The 16270-nt window shown below is 65.9% G+C and carries 13 protein-coding genes; 5 read left to right on the top strand and 8 right to left on the bottom strand.

The features are described from left to right. The first annotated feature begins 16 nt into the window (after nt 1-16). Genes PQR02_RS24765 through PQR02_RS24775 form a run of 3 tightly spaced genes read left to right on the top strand, consistent with a single transcriptional unit; the run spans nt 17 to nt 5680 of the window. On the top strand, nt 17-1492 hold the full coding sequence (locus PQR02_RS24765) for a TolC family protein (RefSeq protein ID WP_408237243.1): 1476 nt from the start codon (nt 17-19) through the stop codon (nt 1490-1492). Continuing rightward, nucleotides 1482-2633 carry an efflux RND transporter periplasmic adaptor subunit gene (locus tag PQR02_RS24770; protein ID WP_408237246.1) on the top strand — a complete coding sequence of 384 codons (1152 nt, stop codon included), beginning with the start codon at nt 1482-1484 and terminating at the stop codon, nt 2631-2633. Before PQR02_RS24765 ends, PQR02_RS24770 begins: the two co-directional genes overlap by 11 nt. Continuing rightward, a complete protein-coding gene (locus PQR02_RS24775; RefSeq protein WP_408237249.1) occupies nt 2630-5680 on the top strand; it encodes an efflux RND transporter permease subunit in 3051 nt (1016 codons plus the stop codon). The genes PQR02_RS24770 and PQR02_RS24775 overlap by 4 nt, the downstream gene beginning before the upstream one ends. A 113-nt stretch (nt 5681-5793) precedes the next feature. On the opposite strand, the gene hpnK is transcribed toward PQR02_RS24775, so the two are convergent. From hpnK to PQR02_RS24790, 3 genes are read right to left on the bottom strand one after another with little or no spacing between them, the layout of a single operon-like run. Beyond that, nucleotides 5794-6615 carry a hopanoid biosynthesis-associated protein HpnK gene (hpnK, locus tag PQR02_RS24780; RefSeq protein WP_408237252.1) on the bottom strand — a complete coding sequence of 274 codons (822 nt, stop codon included), beginning with the start codon at nt 6613-6615 and terminating at the stop codon, nt 5794-5796. Then, nucleotides 6605-7897, bottom strand: a complete 1293-nt coding sequence (hpnI, locus tag PQR02_RS24785; RefSeq protein WP_408237255.1) for a bacteriohopanetetrol glucosamine biosynthesis glycosyltransferase HpnI — start codon at nt 7895-7897, stop codon at nt 6605-6607. Before hpnI (PQR02_RS24785) ends, hpnK begins: the two co-directional genes overlap by 11 nt. Nucleotides 7898-7909: 12 nt before the next feature. Beyond that, the gene (locus PQR02_RS24790) at nt 7910-8260 is read right to left on the bottom strand and encodes a hypothetical protein (protein WP_408237258.1); all 351 of its coding nucleotides are present in this window, start codon (nt 8258-8260) and stop codon (nt 7910-7912) included. Between the two features lie 339 nt (nt 8261-8599). Between PQR02_RS24790 and PQR02_RS24795 the strand changes: the two genes are divergently transcribed. Together PQR02_RS24795 and PQR02_RS24800 are read left to right on the top strand one after the other, a co-directional pair. Beyond that, entirely contained in the window at nt 8600-9259 is a 660-nt protein-coding gene (locus PQR02_RS24795) for a response regulator transcription factor (protein ID WP_408237261.1), read from the top strand. After that, a complete protein-coding gene (locus PQR02_RS24800; protein ID WP_408237264.1) occupies nt 9256-10671 on the top strand; it encodes an ATP-binding protein in 1416 nt (471 codons plus the stop codon). Before PQR02_RS24795 ends, PQR02_RS24800 begins: the two co-directional genes overlap by 4 nt. A gap of 25 nt (nt 10672-10696) precedes the next feature. Here PQR02_RS24800 and PQR02_RS24805 read toward each other — a convergent pair whose 3' ends face one another. From PQR02_RS24805 to PQR02_RS24825, 5 genes are all read right to left on the bottom strand, one after another. Next, a complete protein-coding gene (locus tag PQR02_RS24805) occupies nt 10697-11737 on the bottom strand; it encodes a lysylphosphatidylglycerol synthase domain-containing protein (RefSeq protein WP_408237327.1) in 1041 nt (346 codons plus the stop codon). 121 nt (nt 11738-11858) lie between these two features. Beyond that, complete coding sequence (gene hpnI, locus PQR02_RS24810) at nt 11859-13019, bottom strand: bacteriohopanetetrol glucosamine biosynthesis glycosyltransferase HpnI (RefSeq protein ID WP_408237267.1); 1161 nt, start codon at nt 13017-13019, stop codon at nt 11859-11861. Then, nucleotides 13016-14437: a hopanoid biosynthesis associated radical SAM protein HpnJ gene (gene hpnJ, locus PQR02_RS24815; RefSeq protein WP_408237270.1), complete on the bottom strand. Its 1422-nt coding sequence runs from the start codon at nt 14435-14437 to the stop codon at nt 13016-13018. The genes hpnI (PQR02_RS24810) and hpnJ overlap by 4 nt, the downstream gene beginning before the upstream one ends. 254 nt (nt 14438-14691) lie before the next feature. Next, nucleotides 14692-15084, bottom strand: coding sequence for a hypothetical protein (locus tag PQR02_RS24820; RefSeq protein WP_408237273.1), 393 nt, complete (start codon nt 15082-15084; stop codon nt 14692-14694). A 655-nt stretch (nt 15085-15739) separates the two neighbouring features. After that, the gene (locus PQR02_RS24825) at nt 15740-15943 is read right to left on the bottom strand and encodes a cold-shock protein (RefSeq protein WP_007181784.1); all 204 of its coding nucleotides are present in this window, start codon (nt 15941-15943) and stop codon (nt 15740-15742) included. Nucleotides 15944-16270 lie beyond the last annotated feature (327 nt).

The following is a 16270-nucleotide window of genomic DNA, read 5'->3' on the forward strand; positions in this document are numbered from 1 at the left end:
ATTCAGGAGCCGGATTTTGCCCGTTTTCGATGCCGCCGCGGCGGCTTTCCGAACGCTTTGCGAAGCGTGCGCGCCCGCGCCAACGCGCGCTTCAGAGGCCGCCCGCCGCTCGCCACGGCTGCGCGCGCTGGTGACCGTGGGCGCGCTGCTGCTGGGCGGCTGCACCTGGTATCAGCGCGAGCCGCTCGCGCCGCGCGACACGTCCACTTCCGCTCATTCGCTCGAACGCATCCAGATCGACGCGTCGCGCATGCCGCTGCCCGAACTGGCCGCGCATCGTTTCGATCCGTCCGACGGGCTCGACATCGACGAAGTCGCGATGCTCGCGGTGGCCAACAATCCCGAGCTCAAGCTGGCCCGCGACGATCTCGGCATCGCCCGCGCGCAGGCCTACTCGGCGGGGTTGCTGCCCGACCCGCAACTGAGCGTGTCGAGCGATTACCCCGGCGCCGCCGGCGCCACGCGCGCGTTCAATTATGGCCTGAGCATCGACGTGATGGCGATCGTGCTGCGCAGCGCGAACCAGCAGTCCGCCGACGCGAGCGTCGCGAAGACCGATCTCGGCCTGCTCTGGCAGGAATGGCAGGTGGTCGCGCAGGCACGGCAGTTGTTCATCAAGACGCGTTTTCAGCAGGACACGCTGCCGTTGCTGCAACAACAGCGCGATCTCGCGCGCACGCGCTACGAACGGATGGCCGAAGCGCGCCGCGACGGCAACCTCACCGACGACACGCTGAGCGCCGCGCTCACCGCTTACAGCGACGCGCGCAAGCAATCCACGGATGCCGAACGCGCCGCGCAGCAGACGCATCACGATCTGAACGCGTTGCTCGGCCTCGCGCCCGAAGTCCAGTTGCAACTGAGCGGCAACGAAGACCTCGCACCGCTGACCGACCCCACGCTCGACACCGCGCTCGCGAATCTCGCGCAACGCCGCCCCGATCTGATCGCGTTGCAGGCGGGCTACGAAGCACAGGAGCAGAAATATCGCGCGGCGATTCTGAGCCAGTTTCCGAGCCTGTCGGTGGGTTTCGTGCGCGCGCGCGACACCTCGAACATCTACACCAGCGGCTTCCAGATCAACCTGAGCCTGCCGATCTTCAATCGCAACCAGGGCAATGTCGCAATCGAAAAAACCACCCGCCAGCGGCTGCGCGACGAATACCAGACGCGCCTGAACCAGGCCTACGCGGATGTCGCCCAGATGCGCGCGGACCAGCTGATCCTCACGCGGCAATTGCAGCAGACCGAAGCCGCGCTGCCCGATGTCGACGTCGCCGCCCAGCATGCGGCCGCGGCCTACGCCGAACACAACCTCGCGCTCGGCGCGTACACCGACGCGCAAAGCGCCGCGCTCGTCAAACGCGTGGACGTGGCGACGCTGCGCGAGTCGCTCGCCGAACAGCGCGTCGGCTTGCAGGCGCTGCTGGGCAGCACGATTCCCGACGCTTTCACTTCCGCTCAGACCTTCATCGATACTCATGCGAAATAGCCCGCTTCCAACCTCGCGGCCACGCGTCGCCGCCGTGGCGACCGCGCTCGGCTGCGCCGCGCTGCTGTGCGTGACGCTCCATGCCGTGAGCGTGACTCATGCCGCCGGCACGGCCAGCGCCGCCACTAGCTCGGCTGACGAAACCGCCAGCCAGCCCGTCGTATCCGTCGAGACAGTACGCGTGCAGCGCGCCGAGATCGCGCAACCGGTGCGCGGCTTCGGCATCGTCGCCGCGTCCGCAGCCAATCTCACGACCATCAATCTGCCCTACGTCGCGCGCATCGTGCAGATGCGCGTGCAGTCCGGACAGACCGTCGCGCGCGGCACGCCGCTCTTCGTCGTGCAGGCCGATCCCGCCGCCGTGCTCGCCGCAAGCCAGGCGAAGAGCGCCGTGACACTCGCGCAAGGCGAACTGGCGCGCACGCAGTCGCTATACGACAAGGGGCTCGCCACGCAGTCGCAACTCGCGAGCGCCCGCAAGGCCGCCGACGACGCGCAGCAAGCCCTCGCCGCGCAGAATCAGACCGGCGTCGCGAGCGGCAACAAGGTGGTGACCGCGCCGCTCGACGGCGTGGTGCTGCAACTGTCGGCGGCTCAGGGCGATCAGGTGCAGGCTGGCGCGGCGATCCTGCAACTGGCCGGCGGCGATACAAAGGACGCGCGCGCCAACGTCGTGCTCGGCGTCGAACCGTCGGACGCGGCCGCCATTCACGCGGGCGACAGCGTCACGCTGCGCGGCCTGTCGACCGCGCTCGCGAACACGCCGGTCAATGGACGCGTGGTGCTGGTCGGCGCGGCAGTCAATCAGCAGAGCCAGTTGGTGGACGTCGGCGCGAACGTGCCGCTCGGCCAGAGCGCGTTCATTCCGGGCACGCGCGTGAGCGCCGACATTGCGACTCACAGCGGCACGCATTGGGTCGTGCCGCGCGTGGCCGTGTTGAAGGACGACAACGGCGCCTACGTATTCCAGATCACGCCGCAGAACAAGGCGCGCCGCGTCGCCGTGAGCATCCGGATCGAGAACGGCGACCGTTATGGCGTGGACGGTCCGCTCGACGCCGCCCAGAGGCTCGTGATCAGTGGCAACTATGAACTGAAGGACGGCATGGCGGTGCGGACCACCGGAGGCGCGCCGCGATGAACTTCGGTCAATGGATGCAGGCGCATCGCCGCTCGCTGCTGTTCGTGATCGCGCTGCTCGCGATCGCGGGCGCACTGACCGCGTTCCGCCTGCCGATCTCGCTGTTCCCGAACGTCGCGTTTCCGCGCGCGGTGGTTTCGCTCGACGCGGGCGATCGCCCCGCTGAACAGATGGCCACGCTCGTCACGATGCCGGTCGAAGAGGCGCTGCGCCGCGTGCCGAACGTGCGCGACGTGGAGTCGAGGACGAGCCGCGGCGCGGCGGAAATCTCGCTGAACTTCGACTGGGGCACCGACATGGCGCAAGCCACGTTGCAAGCGCAGTCGGCCATCAGCGAGATTCTCGCGACGCTGCCGCCGGGCACCTCGATGCAGGTGCGGCGCATGGACCCGACGGTGTTTCCGGTGCTCGCGTACAGCCTCACGTCGACGCAGCAGTCGCTATCCGCGCTGCACGATCTCGCGCAGTTCCAGATGCGGCCCTTGCTGTCGTCGGTGGAGGGCGTCGCGCGGGTCGACGTGACCGGCGGCGCGCAGGACGAATTCGAAGTCGCGGTCGACCCCGCGCGACTCGCCGCGTACAAGCTGTCGCTCGGCGACGTGTCGAAGGCGATCGGCGCGCACAACGTGCTGATGGCCAACGGCCGCATCGAGGACCACGACAAGCTGTACCTCGTGATCACCAACACCACCATCACGCAGCTCGACGAATTGCGCAACGTGGTGGTGTCCGCCAACGGCGCGACGCAGATCCGTCTGGGCGATGTCGCGACGGTTCGCCAGGGCGTCGTGCCGCAATGGATGCGCGTCACCGCCGACGGCCAGGATGCCGTGCTGCTCAATGTCTACCAGCAGCCCGGCGCGAACAGCGTCGCGATGGCCAAGGCGATCCGCGTGAAACTGGCCGACTTCCAGCGACAGATGCCGCCGGGCGTGCATCTGTCGAACTGGTACGACCAGAGCGAACTGGTGATCGCGTCGGCCACCAGCGTGCGCGACGCGATCATGATCGGCGTGGTGCTGGCGGCGCTCACACTGTTCGTATTCCTGCGCAACTGGAAGATCACCGCGATCGCCGTCGCGCTGGTGCCGGTGGTGATGGCCGCGACGATCCTGCTGCTCGACGTGTTCGGCATGGGATTTAACATCATGACGCTCGGCGGCATGGCGGCCGCGGTCGGCCTCGTGATCGACGACGCGATCGTGATGATCGAGCACATCGTGCGGCGCATGCGCGAAGCCGGCGCGCACGCGTTTCACGGCCGCGTGATGGCGGCCGCGCTCGAATTCACACGGCCGCTGGCCGGCTCCTCGGCGGCCACGCTGATCATCTTCGTGCCGCTCGCGTTTCTGTCGGGCGTGACGGGCGCGTTTTTCAAGGCGCTCTCGGTGACGATGGCCAGCGCGCTGTTCATTTCGTTTCTCGTCACGTGGCTCGCGGTGCCGATCCTGTGCGACCGCTGGCTCAAACCGAAAGACGCCGAGGAGCACGCGGACACCCGCTTCGCCGCATGGCTGAACCGGCGTTACGGGACGTTGGTCGAGCGCGTCACCACGAAGCCGGTGCTCGTGCTGCTCGGCGTCGTGCCGCTGATCGCGGTGGCCGCGTTCGCGTTCACCCGGGTGGGCAGCGGCTTCATGCCGAGCATGGACGAAGGCGGCTTCGTGCTCGACTACCACACCGAACCGGGCACCTCGGTGACCGAGACCGACCGGCTGATGAAGCAGATCGAGCGCATCATCCGCGCGGATCCGAATGTGTCGACCTATTCGCGCCGCACCGGCGCGGGTCTTGGCGGCGATCTGAACGAACCCAACAAGGGCGACTTCTTCGTGCGGCTGAAGTCCGGGCGGCGCGAGCCGATCGACACGGTAATGGAAGAAATCCGCTCGCAGGTCGAGGCGCAGGTGCCCGGCGTCAATGTCGAACTCGCGCAGCTGATGGAGGACCTGATCGGCGATCTGACCGCGGTGCCGCAACCGGTGCAGATCAAGATCTTTTCCGACGACGCGAACACGCTCGACGCCACCGCGCGCAAGGTGGCCGCGCGGATCGGCAAGATTCAGGGCGTGGTGGATGTGAACGACGGCATCAACCCGGCCGGCGACGCGCTCGAACTGCACATCCTGCCCGCGGCGGCGGCCGCCGAGGGCATGGACCCGCAAACCATCGCGCAGGCCGTGTCCGACATGGTCGAAGGCAATGTGGCGACCCAGTTCCAGAGCGGACCGAAAACGATCGGCGTGCGCGTGCGGGTGGACGGCGCGCTGAAGCTGACGGATACGCAACTGGGCCAGTTACAGATCCGCGCGCCGGATGGTCATCTGTTCGCGCTCAATCGCGTCGCCGACCAGGTGACGGTGACGGGCCAGCCGGAGATCAGCCGCGACAACCTGAAGCGGATGGTGGCGGTGACCGCGCGGATCGATGGGCGCGATCTCGGCTCCACCATCGCCGACGTGCAGAAGGCGCTCGGCGACGGAACCCTGCTGCCAACAGGCGTCTACTACGAACTGGGCGGCTTGTATCAGCAACAGCAGATCGCCTTCAAGGGCTTGCTGACCGTGTTCGGCGCCGCGATCGCGCTGGTGTTCGGCTTGCTGCTGTTTCTGTACGAGCGGTTCCGCGTCGCGCTGGCGGTGCTGGCGATGCCATTGCTGGCGGCGGGCGCGGTGTTCATCGGCCTGTGGGTCACCGGCATCGAGCTGAACATCTCGGCAATGATGGGGATGACGATGATCATCGGCATCGTCACCGAAGTGGCGATCTTCTATGTGTCGGAGTTGCAGGCGCTGGTGCGCGACGAGGAGATGCCGTTCGACGAGGCGTTGCGAAGCGCCGGCCGCAATCGCCTGCGCCCGATTGCAATGACGACGATCGCCGCGATCCTCGCATTGCTGCCGCTGGCGTTCGCGCTCGGGCAAGGCTCGGCGATGCAGCAGCCGCTCGCGGTTGCGATCATTTCCGGGCTGATCGTGCAGCTGCCGCTGGTGCTGTTGCTGCTGCCGGTCCTACTGAAGCTGTTGATGAAGAAGCAGCCGATATAGCGCGCGGTTTTTGCCCCGTGCGTCGGGGTGCATGGCGTCGCGTCGTGCGTTGCGGTTGTAGGTCCACGGCATGTCGTCGTGGACCTGCCCGCCGTGGCCAAAGGAAAAAGCGCCTACGCCAGCACGTCGGCAAATCCGCCGACCCGCGCGCCCAACGCCCGAATCGCGGCGGCCACTTTCGGCGAAAGCAAGGCCTGCAGTTCGTCGGCATGCCGGTAGTCGCGCATGCCGTCGCTCAACGGGAACTCGCCGGCGAGCGCCGGATGGCAATAGATCTCGCCCACGCCGTGCGGCAGATCGGCTAGCGCCGCGAGCCACGCCGCCTCGTCCATGCGCCCGCTGCCGGCGATTCCCACCACATAGTCGTTGTGCGCGATCCCCGCGCGATCGAGGCGCGCCCTCACCTGCGCGATCCACGGCTTGAGCCACAGCGGCGCGTTTGCCTCGAACGGCAGGCGCATCGCCTTCATCCCGTACTCGCGGCCGATCGCGAGAATCAGCCCGAGCACGGTCGGGTGCAAATGGAAATGCTTGTGCGTGTTCACATGATCGAGCGTCAAACCGGTTTGCGCAAAGGCGTCGAACTGCGCGCGAATCTCGCGCTCGAGCTGTCTGCGCACATGCGGCAGGAAGAAAAAGCGCACGCCGTCGCGCATCATGTTGTCGCCGAAGCGGCCATGCTCGTCGAGCAACGCGCCAATCGACGCGCGCGGCAGGAGCGCGGCGCCGTCGGCCAGCACCAGATGCAGACCGACCCGCAACTGCGGCAACTCGCGGGCGCGCGTCACGGCGTCGCGCGCGGCCGGCGCGCCGATCATCAGGCTCGCGGCGCTCAGCACGCCGTGGCGATGCGCCCGTTCGACCGCCTGGTTCACGCGCGGATGCAGGCCGAAATCGTCGGCCGTCACGATCAGTCCGCGCGGCCTAGCCGCCATCCGACACCTCCATCCCATCCATCACGTTCAGGCGCCTGCCGCGCGCGAGCGACGCAGCCGACGTCTCCAGCGGCACGCGCGCGCCGCGCCACGTCACATGCGAACCGAACGCGGCGGCGCACCATTGCAACGCCAGCAGCAGATCGCGCAACGGCACGAGCGGCAGGTCGCGCCAGAACGTGCGCTCGCGGCGCGCGGCGCGCAGATGCAGCAGCAGACGCGCGCCCAGACCGGCCGCCGTGGCGGCTGCGCTCGCGATCGCCGCCGCCCCGTGCGCGCCATGGTACGCGCTCGTCGCGAGGGATGCGCTCAGTAACGCGCCGGTCAGCAGCCACGGCGTCGGAAACGTGATGGCGAGCGACCCGAAACCCAACGGGTTCACCGAACGGATCGTGCGCAGCCAGCGCGTTTCACGCTGCCAGAGTGCGCCGAAGGTCGGCTCGATTACATCGGTGGCGACCATCACGCGCGAAAGCACCGTCTGCAGCCCCAGCGCACGTACGTGTTCGGCCAGCCAGTAATCGTCCGCGAGACAGTTTTTCAGCGCGTCGAAACCGCCGATACGTTCGAGCGTCGCGCGGCGCAGGGCCAGCGTCGCGCCGAAGCCGAAGCGGCGCGAGCCCGCCGCATGCGCGACACGCACCGACGGCGCGAACCATTCGTTGATGAAGAGCGCCCCCACGCGCGGCCAGAACCCGCCGACACCCCGTGCGACATACAGACAGGTGACGACGCCCACGCGCGGGTCCGCGAGCGGCGCGGCGACGCTGTCGAGATAGTCGACTTCGACCGCGATGTCGCTGTCGGCGATCACGATCACGTCGTGACGGGCTCGCCCGGCCATGTTGATCAGATTGCTGACCTTCAGATTGCTGCCGTGCACGCGCGTGTCGATCGCCAGCTCGATGTCGCGCGCCGGGTAGGCGGCCTGCAAACGGCGCACCACCGCGATCGCGGGGTCGTGCGGCGACGACACGCCGAGCACCAGCTGCAACTGCCCGTGGCGTTGCTCGCAGAAGGTCCGCAGATTTTCGTAGAGACGCGGCTCGGCGCCGCATAGTGGTTTGAGCACGCTGACGCCGACCAGCGCAAATGGCTGCGCCGGTTGCGGCGCACATGCGGCGGCACGTGAAAGATCAGAGGAGTTGGCCCGCGTGGACGAGGCGTTGCGGCGCATGCCGAAGAACGGCATCGCCAGCGCCGCCGCCGTCGCGTAGAGCGCGGCGCCGGTGCAGCCGATCAGCAGTATCCATTGACATATGGTCCATGCGTGCGCCGCCATCGCCCGTTTCCGTCAGTGCCCGGCCAGCACGAACGGTCGCCCCGTCATCCGCAGATGAAGAATGACGAGCCAGCGGCGCGGACAGTCCGAGGCCACCTCGACCGGCGACGCGGCGCGCCCGGCGGCCAACGTGTGGTGGCTTTTGACGGAAAACTCGAAGGCGGCCTGCGCGAATCCGCGCGTCACGATCACACCGCCGGCGATTACCGCGATCGCCAGCACGCGGAACGGCGTGGTCATGAAGAACTGCTGCGACACCGGCAAGACCAGCAGCGCGATAAAGACCACGGCCTCGGCTCCCGCGGCCGTGAGCGATGCGACCAGCAGATGGGCTCGCAGCATGTCGGCGGTGACTGGCTTCATAACGTGGCCTCGTGACCTGACGGAACGCACGGCGCGATTCATCGGCATAAAAGCGCCGGCCGGAAAAATTCTTTCGATGTACTTACGATCGAGCTGCACGAACCTGACAAAGCAATCGAGAGAAGGGGCTGACAACAACGCCGCTTCACGCGCTTCATCACCACTCGAACCGGGCTGTTGATGGGCGATACTATCGATTCAAGCTGAAGGTAACCTTAAGCATGCCCATGGCATGAAGCGGATCATCAAAGGGCTGGTTAAACTTCGCCCGCACGACTCAGCGCTTGCACAAAAACGCCTACAGTTATGCAATAAAACTTTCAAAACGGAATTCCAAACATGCGCCTACTCCTCGTAGAAGACGACGAACTGATCGGCTACGGCATCGAAGCAGGACTGCGTCAGGCGGGCTTCACGGTCGACTGGGCCCGCGACGGCCACAAGGCCAGCCTCGCGCTCGACACGACCGCGTATGCGCTCGTGATCCTCGACCTCGGCTTGCCGCGCGTGTCCGGCATGGAACTGCTCAAACATCTGCGCGACGCGGGCAAGGACGTGCCGGTGCTGGTGCTGACCGCGAAGAGCACGGTGGTCGACCGCGTCGGCGGTCTCGAAGCCGGTGCCGACGACTACCTCGGCAAGCCCTTCGACCTGACCGAGCTGATTGCGCGCTGCCGCGCTTTGCTGCGCCGCGCGCAAGGCCGCAGCGTCGAGTTGATCCACTATCAGGAACTGACGGTCAACCCGGCCGCGCAAACGGTCGAAGTGGGCGCGGCGCGCGTGCCGCTCACGTCGCGCGAATGGGCGATCCTGTTGCAGCTCTTGACCAACCAGGGGATTCCGCAGTCGCGCTCGCAGCTCGAAGAAAGCCTGTATGGCTGGCAGGAAGAGATCGAAAGCAACGCGATCGAAGTACACGTGTCCAATCTGCGCAAGAAACTCGGCGCGGGATTGATCAAGACCGTGCGCAATATCGGCTACGTGATGGAGAAAGCGTGATGGGTGCGTCGATCCGCCGGCGCCTGTCGCTGCTGGTGCTCGCGAGCATCGTGCTGATCTGGGGCATCGCGCTGGTGTCGAGCTATCTTCAGGCGTCGCGCGAAGTCGGCGAATGGGAAGAGGCGCGCCTCGCGGAACTCGCGCAGATCCTCGCGCTGCTCGATCGGCCCAATCTGATCACGCTCGCCAACGCGCGCATCGACGTGCGCGAAGAAGAAAAGGGCGGCGACCCCGGCGCGAACGATCTCGACGACGACGACACGCTGCCGCGCGACGCCCTCTTCCAGGTGCGCGCCGCGAACGGCGAGGTGCTGGCGGGCAGCCCGCAGTTGCGCGCGCTCAGCGCGTGGGATCTGCCGGTGCCGCCCGCGAGCGGCGCGCACGACATCACGCTGGGCGGCCAGATGTATCACTCGTTCACGTTGCGCGACACCGCGCTCGGCCATTCGGTGCGCGTATTCGAACCGGCCAACACACGCAGCGACCTGGTGAGCGGCGTCGCGAGACGCATCGCGCGGCCCACGCTGATCGCGCTGCCGGTGCTGGCGCTGCTGGTGTGGTTCAGCATCGGCTGGAGTCTCGCGCCGCTCAAGGTGCTGTCGGACGCGATCCGCTCGCGCGACATCAACCGGATGGAGCCGGTCGACATCGGCCGCGCGCCGACCGAGGTGCGGCCGCTCGTCGATGCGATCAACCTGATGCTGTCGCGTTTGCAGAATTCGCTGGAGCGCGAACGCGCGTTCACCGCCGACGCCGCCCACGAATTGAAGACACCGCTTGCCGCGATCAAGGTACAGGCGCAGGTCGCGCTGGGCGAGCAGGACACGGTATTGCAGCGGCTCGCGATGGAACGGGTGGTGCAAGGCGTGGATCGCAGCGCGCGGCTCGCGGAACAGTTGCTGCTGCTGGCGCGTCTGGACGCGCAGGAGAAGCTGTCGACGGTGCCACTCAAGCCGGCGAGCGTGGCGAAGGACACGTTGCTCGCGAACGAGCGCAACGCGCAGCAGAAGAACATCAGCGTGATGCTGATCGGCGACATGCGCGCTGAGATCAATGCGGAGCCGGTGTTGATCGGCATCCTGCTAGACAATCTGCTGGACAACGCGATCAAGTACGGGCGCAGCGGCGGCAGCATCGAAGTCGCGGTGCGCCATGCCGACGACCGCGTGCAGCTCACCGTGCGCGACGACGGCCCCGGCGTTGCGCCGGACGATCTCGCGCGCCTGACCAGCCGCTTCTTTCGCGCGACCGGCAATCAGGCCACCGGCAGCGGCCTGGGTTTGTCGATCGTGGCGCGCATCGCCGAGCATTTCGGCGCGCGGCTGCATCTTGGCACCGGCATCGGCGAACGGGGCCTGGCGGTCGAGGTGTCGTTTCCCGCGCGTGCGGCCGCGCAGTCGCCCGCACACTGAGCTGCTCACAGGTTCGCCCGCGCGGCTAGCGCCGGCTCGTCTCGCTCACGGCGGAGCGCGATTGGGCCACCGCGCGCGCGCCCCGCTGCTGATGCACGAGCGTGCGACTGGACGACTCGGCGAACTGCCACGCGATCAGGCCGGGCACGAACACCAGCAGATCGCGAATGCGCCGCGCGGCGGCGAGCGCAAGGCAGGTGGACGGATCGAGCCCGAGCGCGCCGCCTACCAGAATGAAGCCGCCTTCCTGCACGCCCAGGCCGCCGGGCACGAAGAACGCTGCGCTGCTGATCGCCTGGATCAACGATTCGATCACGACCGCTTCGACCAGCGTGACTGGCACGCCGAGGAAGTGCAGCGCGAGCCAGATTTCCAGCGAAGTCAGGAAACATTGCAGCGGCTGCCAGAAGAACAGATAGCGCAGCACCACCGCGCGCCGCCGCCAGATCACCTTGATCGACTGATCGATCTGCGCCGACTGGCCGACCAGCGCGGCGAGCTTGCCGCTCGTCATGTGATTGAGCACGCGCGTGATGCGTTCGAATGGATTGGCGTGCTGCACGAGCGCGAACAACAGCAGCAGCGGCGTGAGCACCACGACGCCCCACGCCAGTTGCCCGGCAAGCCGCAGCGTGTCCGACTGCGCGTGCGCGAACAGGAAGCCGATGCCGACCATCGTGAACAGCAACTGGCTGATCACCGTGAGCTGCATGTCGACGATGATGCTGCCCACCGCCATCGACGGCCGGACGCCCCAGCCTTTGAGCATGCGGAACGCGACGACTTCGCCGCCGACCCGCGCGACCGGCAGCATGCTGTTGACCGATTCGCGCACCCACACCAGATGCAGCATCTTCAGGATGCTGGGCCGGTTCGCGCCGCGAATCAGTGAACGCCAGTCGCACGCGTTGGCGAGCATCGGCAGCACGTGCACGAGCGCCGCCACCACGAGGCCGGCGCCGGCGGCCCGTAGCGCGCCGAGCACGGCGCCGGGGTTGTCGCGCCAGACGAGCCAGAGCGACAGCAGCAAGCCCACCAATGCCGCGACGCGGCCGACATGTTTCATCACGCGGCCCCCTCGTGCGCGCGCGTTACTGTCATTGACACTGCCAACGCCGCTGTCTTGCCGCCGTCTCGCGGTTCAAAAAACTCTTGCATCATTGCCGACCCAAACTGCTGTTAATCCGTCATTCGTCGCGCGCCGTCGACAGCAGACCGTCGCCGTCCACCTTGAAACTGAAGCCCCGCCAGATCACCCGCGAGGACAGGAAGCTCGCGACGAAAATCGCAAACGATACGATATCCCATATCGGCTGCAGCCACATGTCGCGGGAGCGCAGCCGCAACGCGCGGTCGGTCAGCAGTTGCAGCGCGAGCCGCGCACACATGGCGATGAGCAGCAACGGCCATGCCCAGAACGCGCCGCCTGAAAACGCAACCGCCAGCAGCGCGAATGCGAGCGGATGAATCAGCGCCGAGCCCAGATGGCCGAGCGGATCAATATGGCGAATCGTGCGGCTCCAGCGCAGTTCATGCGCGACCAGCTGCGTCGCGCTCGCTTCGACGCACGCATGCGAGATCGGGAACGGCGGAATCACCACCTTCTCGCCAATCATGCGCACCGCCTCGCCAATTGCATGATCTTCCGCGAGATGCCGCACGAACGGTGTGAAGCCGCCGATTTTTTCAAACGTGTCGCGCCGCATCGCGATGGTTTGCCCGAAGCACGGCCGCGCGAGCCCGAGCGCAAGGCCGGTCACCACGCTGGGCAGGAACTGGTAGTTGGTGGCCTTGACCGACAGCCGCTGCCAGAAACCCGGATCGGGTTGCCCGCGATACGCGCAGGTGACGAGCCCGACATCGGGCTTCTGCAATTCGCCGATCACGTTGCGCAGATAGTCGGGCTCGACGCTCACGTCGCTGTCGGCGAACACCAGCACGTCGTGCCGCGCGTGCGGCAGCATGTTGAGGATGTTGCTGATCTTGCGGTTAGGGCCGTACAGACGCGCGTCGGCCACCACGGTGATGTCCGCTTCCGGATGCAGCCGTCGCAGTTCGTCGACGGCTTGCAGCGCCGGGTCGGTCGAGTCGTGCACGCCGAACACGAATTGCATCGGCCCCGGGTAATTCTGCAAGCAGAAACTCGACAGATTGGCGAGCAGCGCCCATTCGCTGCCATGCAGCGGCCTGACGATCGTGACCGGCGGAAAACTGGCCGGTTCGGCCACCGGCCGGGCAAAGAAACGCCCGATCAGCGCGCCGGCCAGCACGGTGTAGCCGATACCGAACACAGCCGCCGCCGCACACGCGTAGGCCAGCGTGACGGCGAGCAGATGTGTGGCGCTCACGCTTGATGGGCGCGCAGGAAGCGGAAGAATTCGACGCCTTCACGCAAGCGCCGTTTCATCATGTCCCAACTCGTGAACATCTCGCGCAGGATTTCCCAGATTTTCGACGGCCGGAAGTAGAAGCGCTTGTAGAAGTTTTCGAGCTGGTGATACATCTCGTCGCGCGACAGGTGCGGATAGCCGATCGCCGCCAGCTGCACCCCTTCCTTGCTGACGAGATTGATGACCTTGTTCTCCGCGAGCCAGCCGTTCTCGACCGCCTGGTTATAGAGCACGGTGCCGGGATACGGTGCGGCGAGCGACACCTGGATCGTCAGCGGATTGACCTCTTTCGCGTACTCGATGGTCTTCCGAATCGTTTCCGGCGTCTCGCCCGGCAAGCCCAGAATGAAGGTCCCGTGAACCTTGATGCCGAGCGTGCGGCAGTCTTTCGCGAAGCGCCGCGCCATATCCGTGCGCAAGCCCTTCTTGACGTTCACCAGGATCTGATCGTCGCCGGATTCATAGCCGACCAGCAAGAGGCGCAGGCCGTTTTCCTTCATGATCTTCAGCGTCGCGTAAGGCACGTTCGCCTTGGCGTTGCACGACCACGTCACGCCCAGCTTGCCCATCCCGCGCGCAATCTCTTCCGCACGTGGCTTGAAGTCGGTGAACGTGTCGTCGTCGAACATGATCTCCTTGACTTCAGGCATGTTGTCGCGAATCCACTTGACCTCTTCGAGCACGTGCTCGACCGAACGCGTCCGATAGGCGTGGCCGCCGACGGTGTGCGGCCATAGGCAGAACGTGCACCTCGAGCGGCAGCCGCGGCCCGTGTAGAGCGACACGTACGGATGCTTCAGGTAACCGTTGAAATAGTTTGGGATCGTCAGATCGCGCTTGTAGACCGGCGCGACGAACGGCAACTCGTCCATGTTCTCGAGGATCGGGCGCGCTTCGTTATGCTCGATCGAACCGTCCGCCGCGCGATAGCTCAAGCCCTTGATCTGCGGGAACGGCACGCCTTCGGCGATTTCCTTGCAGGTGAAATCGAATTCTTCGCGGCAAACGAAGTCGATCGCCTCGGTCGCGGTGAGGGAGTTGTGCGGATCGACCGCGACCTTGGCGCCCACCATGCCGATCAAAAGCGACGGCTTGTGTTGCTTGAGATGCTGCGCGAACATCGCGTCGGTGGGAAACGACGGGGTGCTGGTGTGGATGATGACGAGATCGTATTGCTCCGCGACCTTGAGCGTCTCTTCGACCGATGCGCCATTCGCGGTCGCATCGAACACGCGGCTGTCGGGAATCAGAGCGGCGGGTTGCGCAAGCCAGGTGGGATACCAGAACGACTTCACCTCGCGTTTCGCCTGGTAGCGCGAACCCGCGCCGCCGTCAAAACCGTCGAAAGATGGCGCCTGCAAGAACAGAGTTTTCATGAGTGCTCCAGCGAGCCTGAACGGCGCTTTCAGTATTTTGTCGGGAAGCTAATAGAACCATGAGTCGCATAGGCGCGAGTCGTGGCGCAAATAGTACGGAGCAAAGCTGAAGGAAACCTGAAGAATAATACTGCGTTCCCGCTGCTTGCGGCATTGTTCTCATGTTTAGTTTCGCGTGACGCTCGTTTGTCTTTTCGGTGTGGTATTAGGAGAAAATGCGCGCTGATTCGCGCGTTACGGGGTTGTTGCCAAACTCACTGGACCACGTGTCTTGCCCAATCGAGCCAGCCCAGATTGAGGGCAGCGTTTACCACTACGCCGAGTGCCGACGCGATGGCCGCGATCATGGTCCAGAAGGCGGAGCGCCGCGCACTCAGCGCCGACGTGTGCGCGGCCGTGGCCGCATCACGCGACGCGCTCGCCGCCGCCTGCGCGTTATGCGAGGACGACTCCATCTGCGCGAGCGACTTCAGCGCGAAGCCGCGCTCTTCGTCGTGACTCGCCGTGCGCGCTTCCTGATCCTTTTCGGACAGGTAGCGGTAGCAGAACGGGGTGAGTGGATGATCGGGGTTCTGCGCGGCGAAGTACCTTGCATAAGGTTCGCCGCCGTTGTCGGTGATCTGCTGGTATGCGCTGTCCTTGTCCACGAAGGCCTCGCTTTTCGACAGGCCGCGCGGTGGCGGCCATTGACATGATCGTGCCACATGGGCGTGTAGCGCTCGCGCCCCTCACCCCGATTTCACTCATGCTGCAATGCGCCATTGCCGCGCGCGCTCGCACCGCTCGATCGCGAATGCGACGGCGAGTTTCTGCTAGATGGGTTCGCGCAGCGTGGACCATTCGCCGCGTGTCGGCGTGACTTTTCAGGAATCGAGACCGCGGCGGTGGCTGACCGAGGCACTTGCGGGCGGGCTGTTCCCGCAGCCGGATCTACTTCCTCTTGGCGGGCCGCTTTCAGCGACATCGATGCGATGGCCCGCAAACGTCTGCAACTCCTGTTGCTGTCGCTCACGCGTGCGCACTGCAGGGGGCCGGCGCATGCACGACGTCGGTGGCATCCGTGTGACCGGTGCAATGGGCGCGCGTGGACGTGCAGGATGAAACACTCGAAGGAATTGCGGCTGCGTCAAACCCTCGACGGATGCGGGTATAGCGGGCGATCTCGCGGCAACCCTATGTCATCGCAACAACCCGGGCAACGGCTGGCCGGCTTCCGTAGCAACTTGCGCGGCAATGCCGCTGCTAACTCACGGCAACGCGGCCGACCCCACGCCAACGCGCAGGGACGGCCACCCTCCTTCGTCAGACCGGCTTGATATCCGCCGCCTGCTTACCCTTCGGCCCCTGCTTAATCTCAAAGCTGACCTTCTGGTTTTCCTGCAGCGACTTGAAACCCTCGGAGCGAATCTCCGAGAAATGCGCGAACAGATCTTCGCCGCCGTCATCGGGCGTGATGAAGCCAAAGCCTTTCGCGTCGTTAAACCACTTCACTGTACCGGTAGGCATGTCGATTCCTCGTGTGGATCTGGGTTGATTGGGTTGCAGTCGCTGTCTTCGGGCCGCCGCTTGCGAACCTTGCGTCGCGTTTCGCTCAAGTCGGCGGGTGCCTGCCCGAAGCCGCGTCGGCACGGTCCGTGGCCACGGACCCGGGCCCCCTGCCGCCACCGCAACTGCCACCGCCGCTTGACTGTACGCCTCTTTGCGCAACGCCGCTGCGACCGATTATCCAGCGCCGTGACAGAAGCCTCGCAAACGGCGTGCCGCGTCCCGCAACCGGGCCCGCACCCGATGCAATCGCGCGCAATCAGATAAGATGATTACTATCGGCAGTCC

It is taken from the genome of Paraburkholderia sediminicola (assembly GCF_046026895.1).
GTDB lineage: Bacteria > Pseudomonadota > Gammaproteobacteria > Burkholderiales > Burkholderiaceae > Paraburkholderia > Paraburkholderia sediminicola_C.

Coding starts and splice junctions, on each gene's coding strand:
- PQR02_RS24775 (WP_408237249.1), top strand. CDS start 2,630: ATGAACTTCGGTCAATGGATGCAGGCGCATCGCCGCTCGCTGCTGTTC.
- hpnJ (WP_408237270.1), bottom strand. CDS start 14,437: ATGAAAACTCTGTTCTTGCAGGCGCCATCTTTCGACGGTTTTGACGGC.
- PQR02_RS24805 (WP_408237327.1), bottom strand. CDS start 11,737: ATGAAACATGTCGGCCGCGTCGCGGCATTGGTGGGCTTGCTGCTGTCG.
- PQR02_RS24795 (WP_408237261.1), top strand. CDS start 8,600: ATGCGCCTACTCCTCGTAGAAGACGACGAACTGATCGGCTACGGCATC.
- PQR02_RS24790 (WP_408237258.1), bottom strand. CDS start 8,260: ATGAAGCCAGTCACCGCCGACATGCTGCGAGCCCATCTGCTGGTCGCA.
- PQR02_RS24825 (WP_007181784.1), bottom strand. CDS start 15,943: ATGCCTACCGGTACAGTGAAGTGGTTTAACGACGCGAAAGGCTTTGGC.
- hpnI (WP_408237255.1), bottom strand. CDS start 7,897: ATGGCGGCGCACGCATGGACCATATGTCAATGGATACTGCTGATCGGC.
- PQR02_RS24770 (WP_408237246.1), top strand. CDS start 1,482: ATGCGAAATAGCCCGCTTCCAACCTCGCGGCCACGCGTCGCCGCCGTG.
- hpnK (WP_408237252.1), bottom strand. CDS start 6,615: ATGGCGGCTAGGCCGCGCGGACTGATCGTGACGGCCGACGATTTCGGC.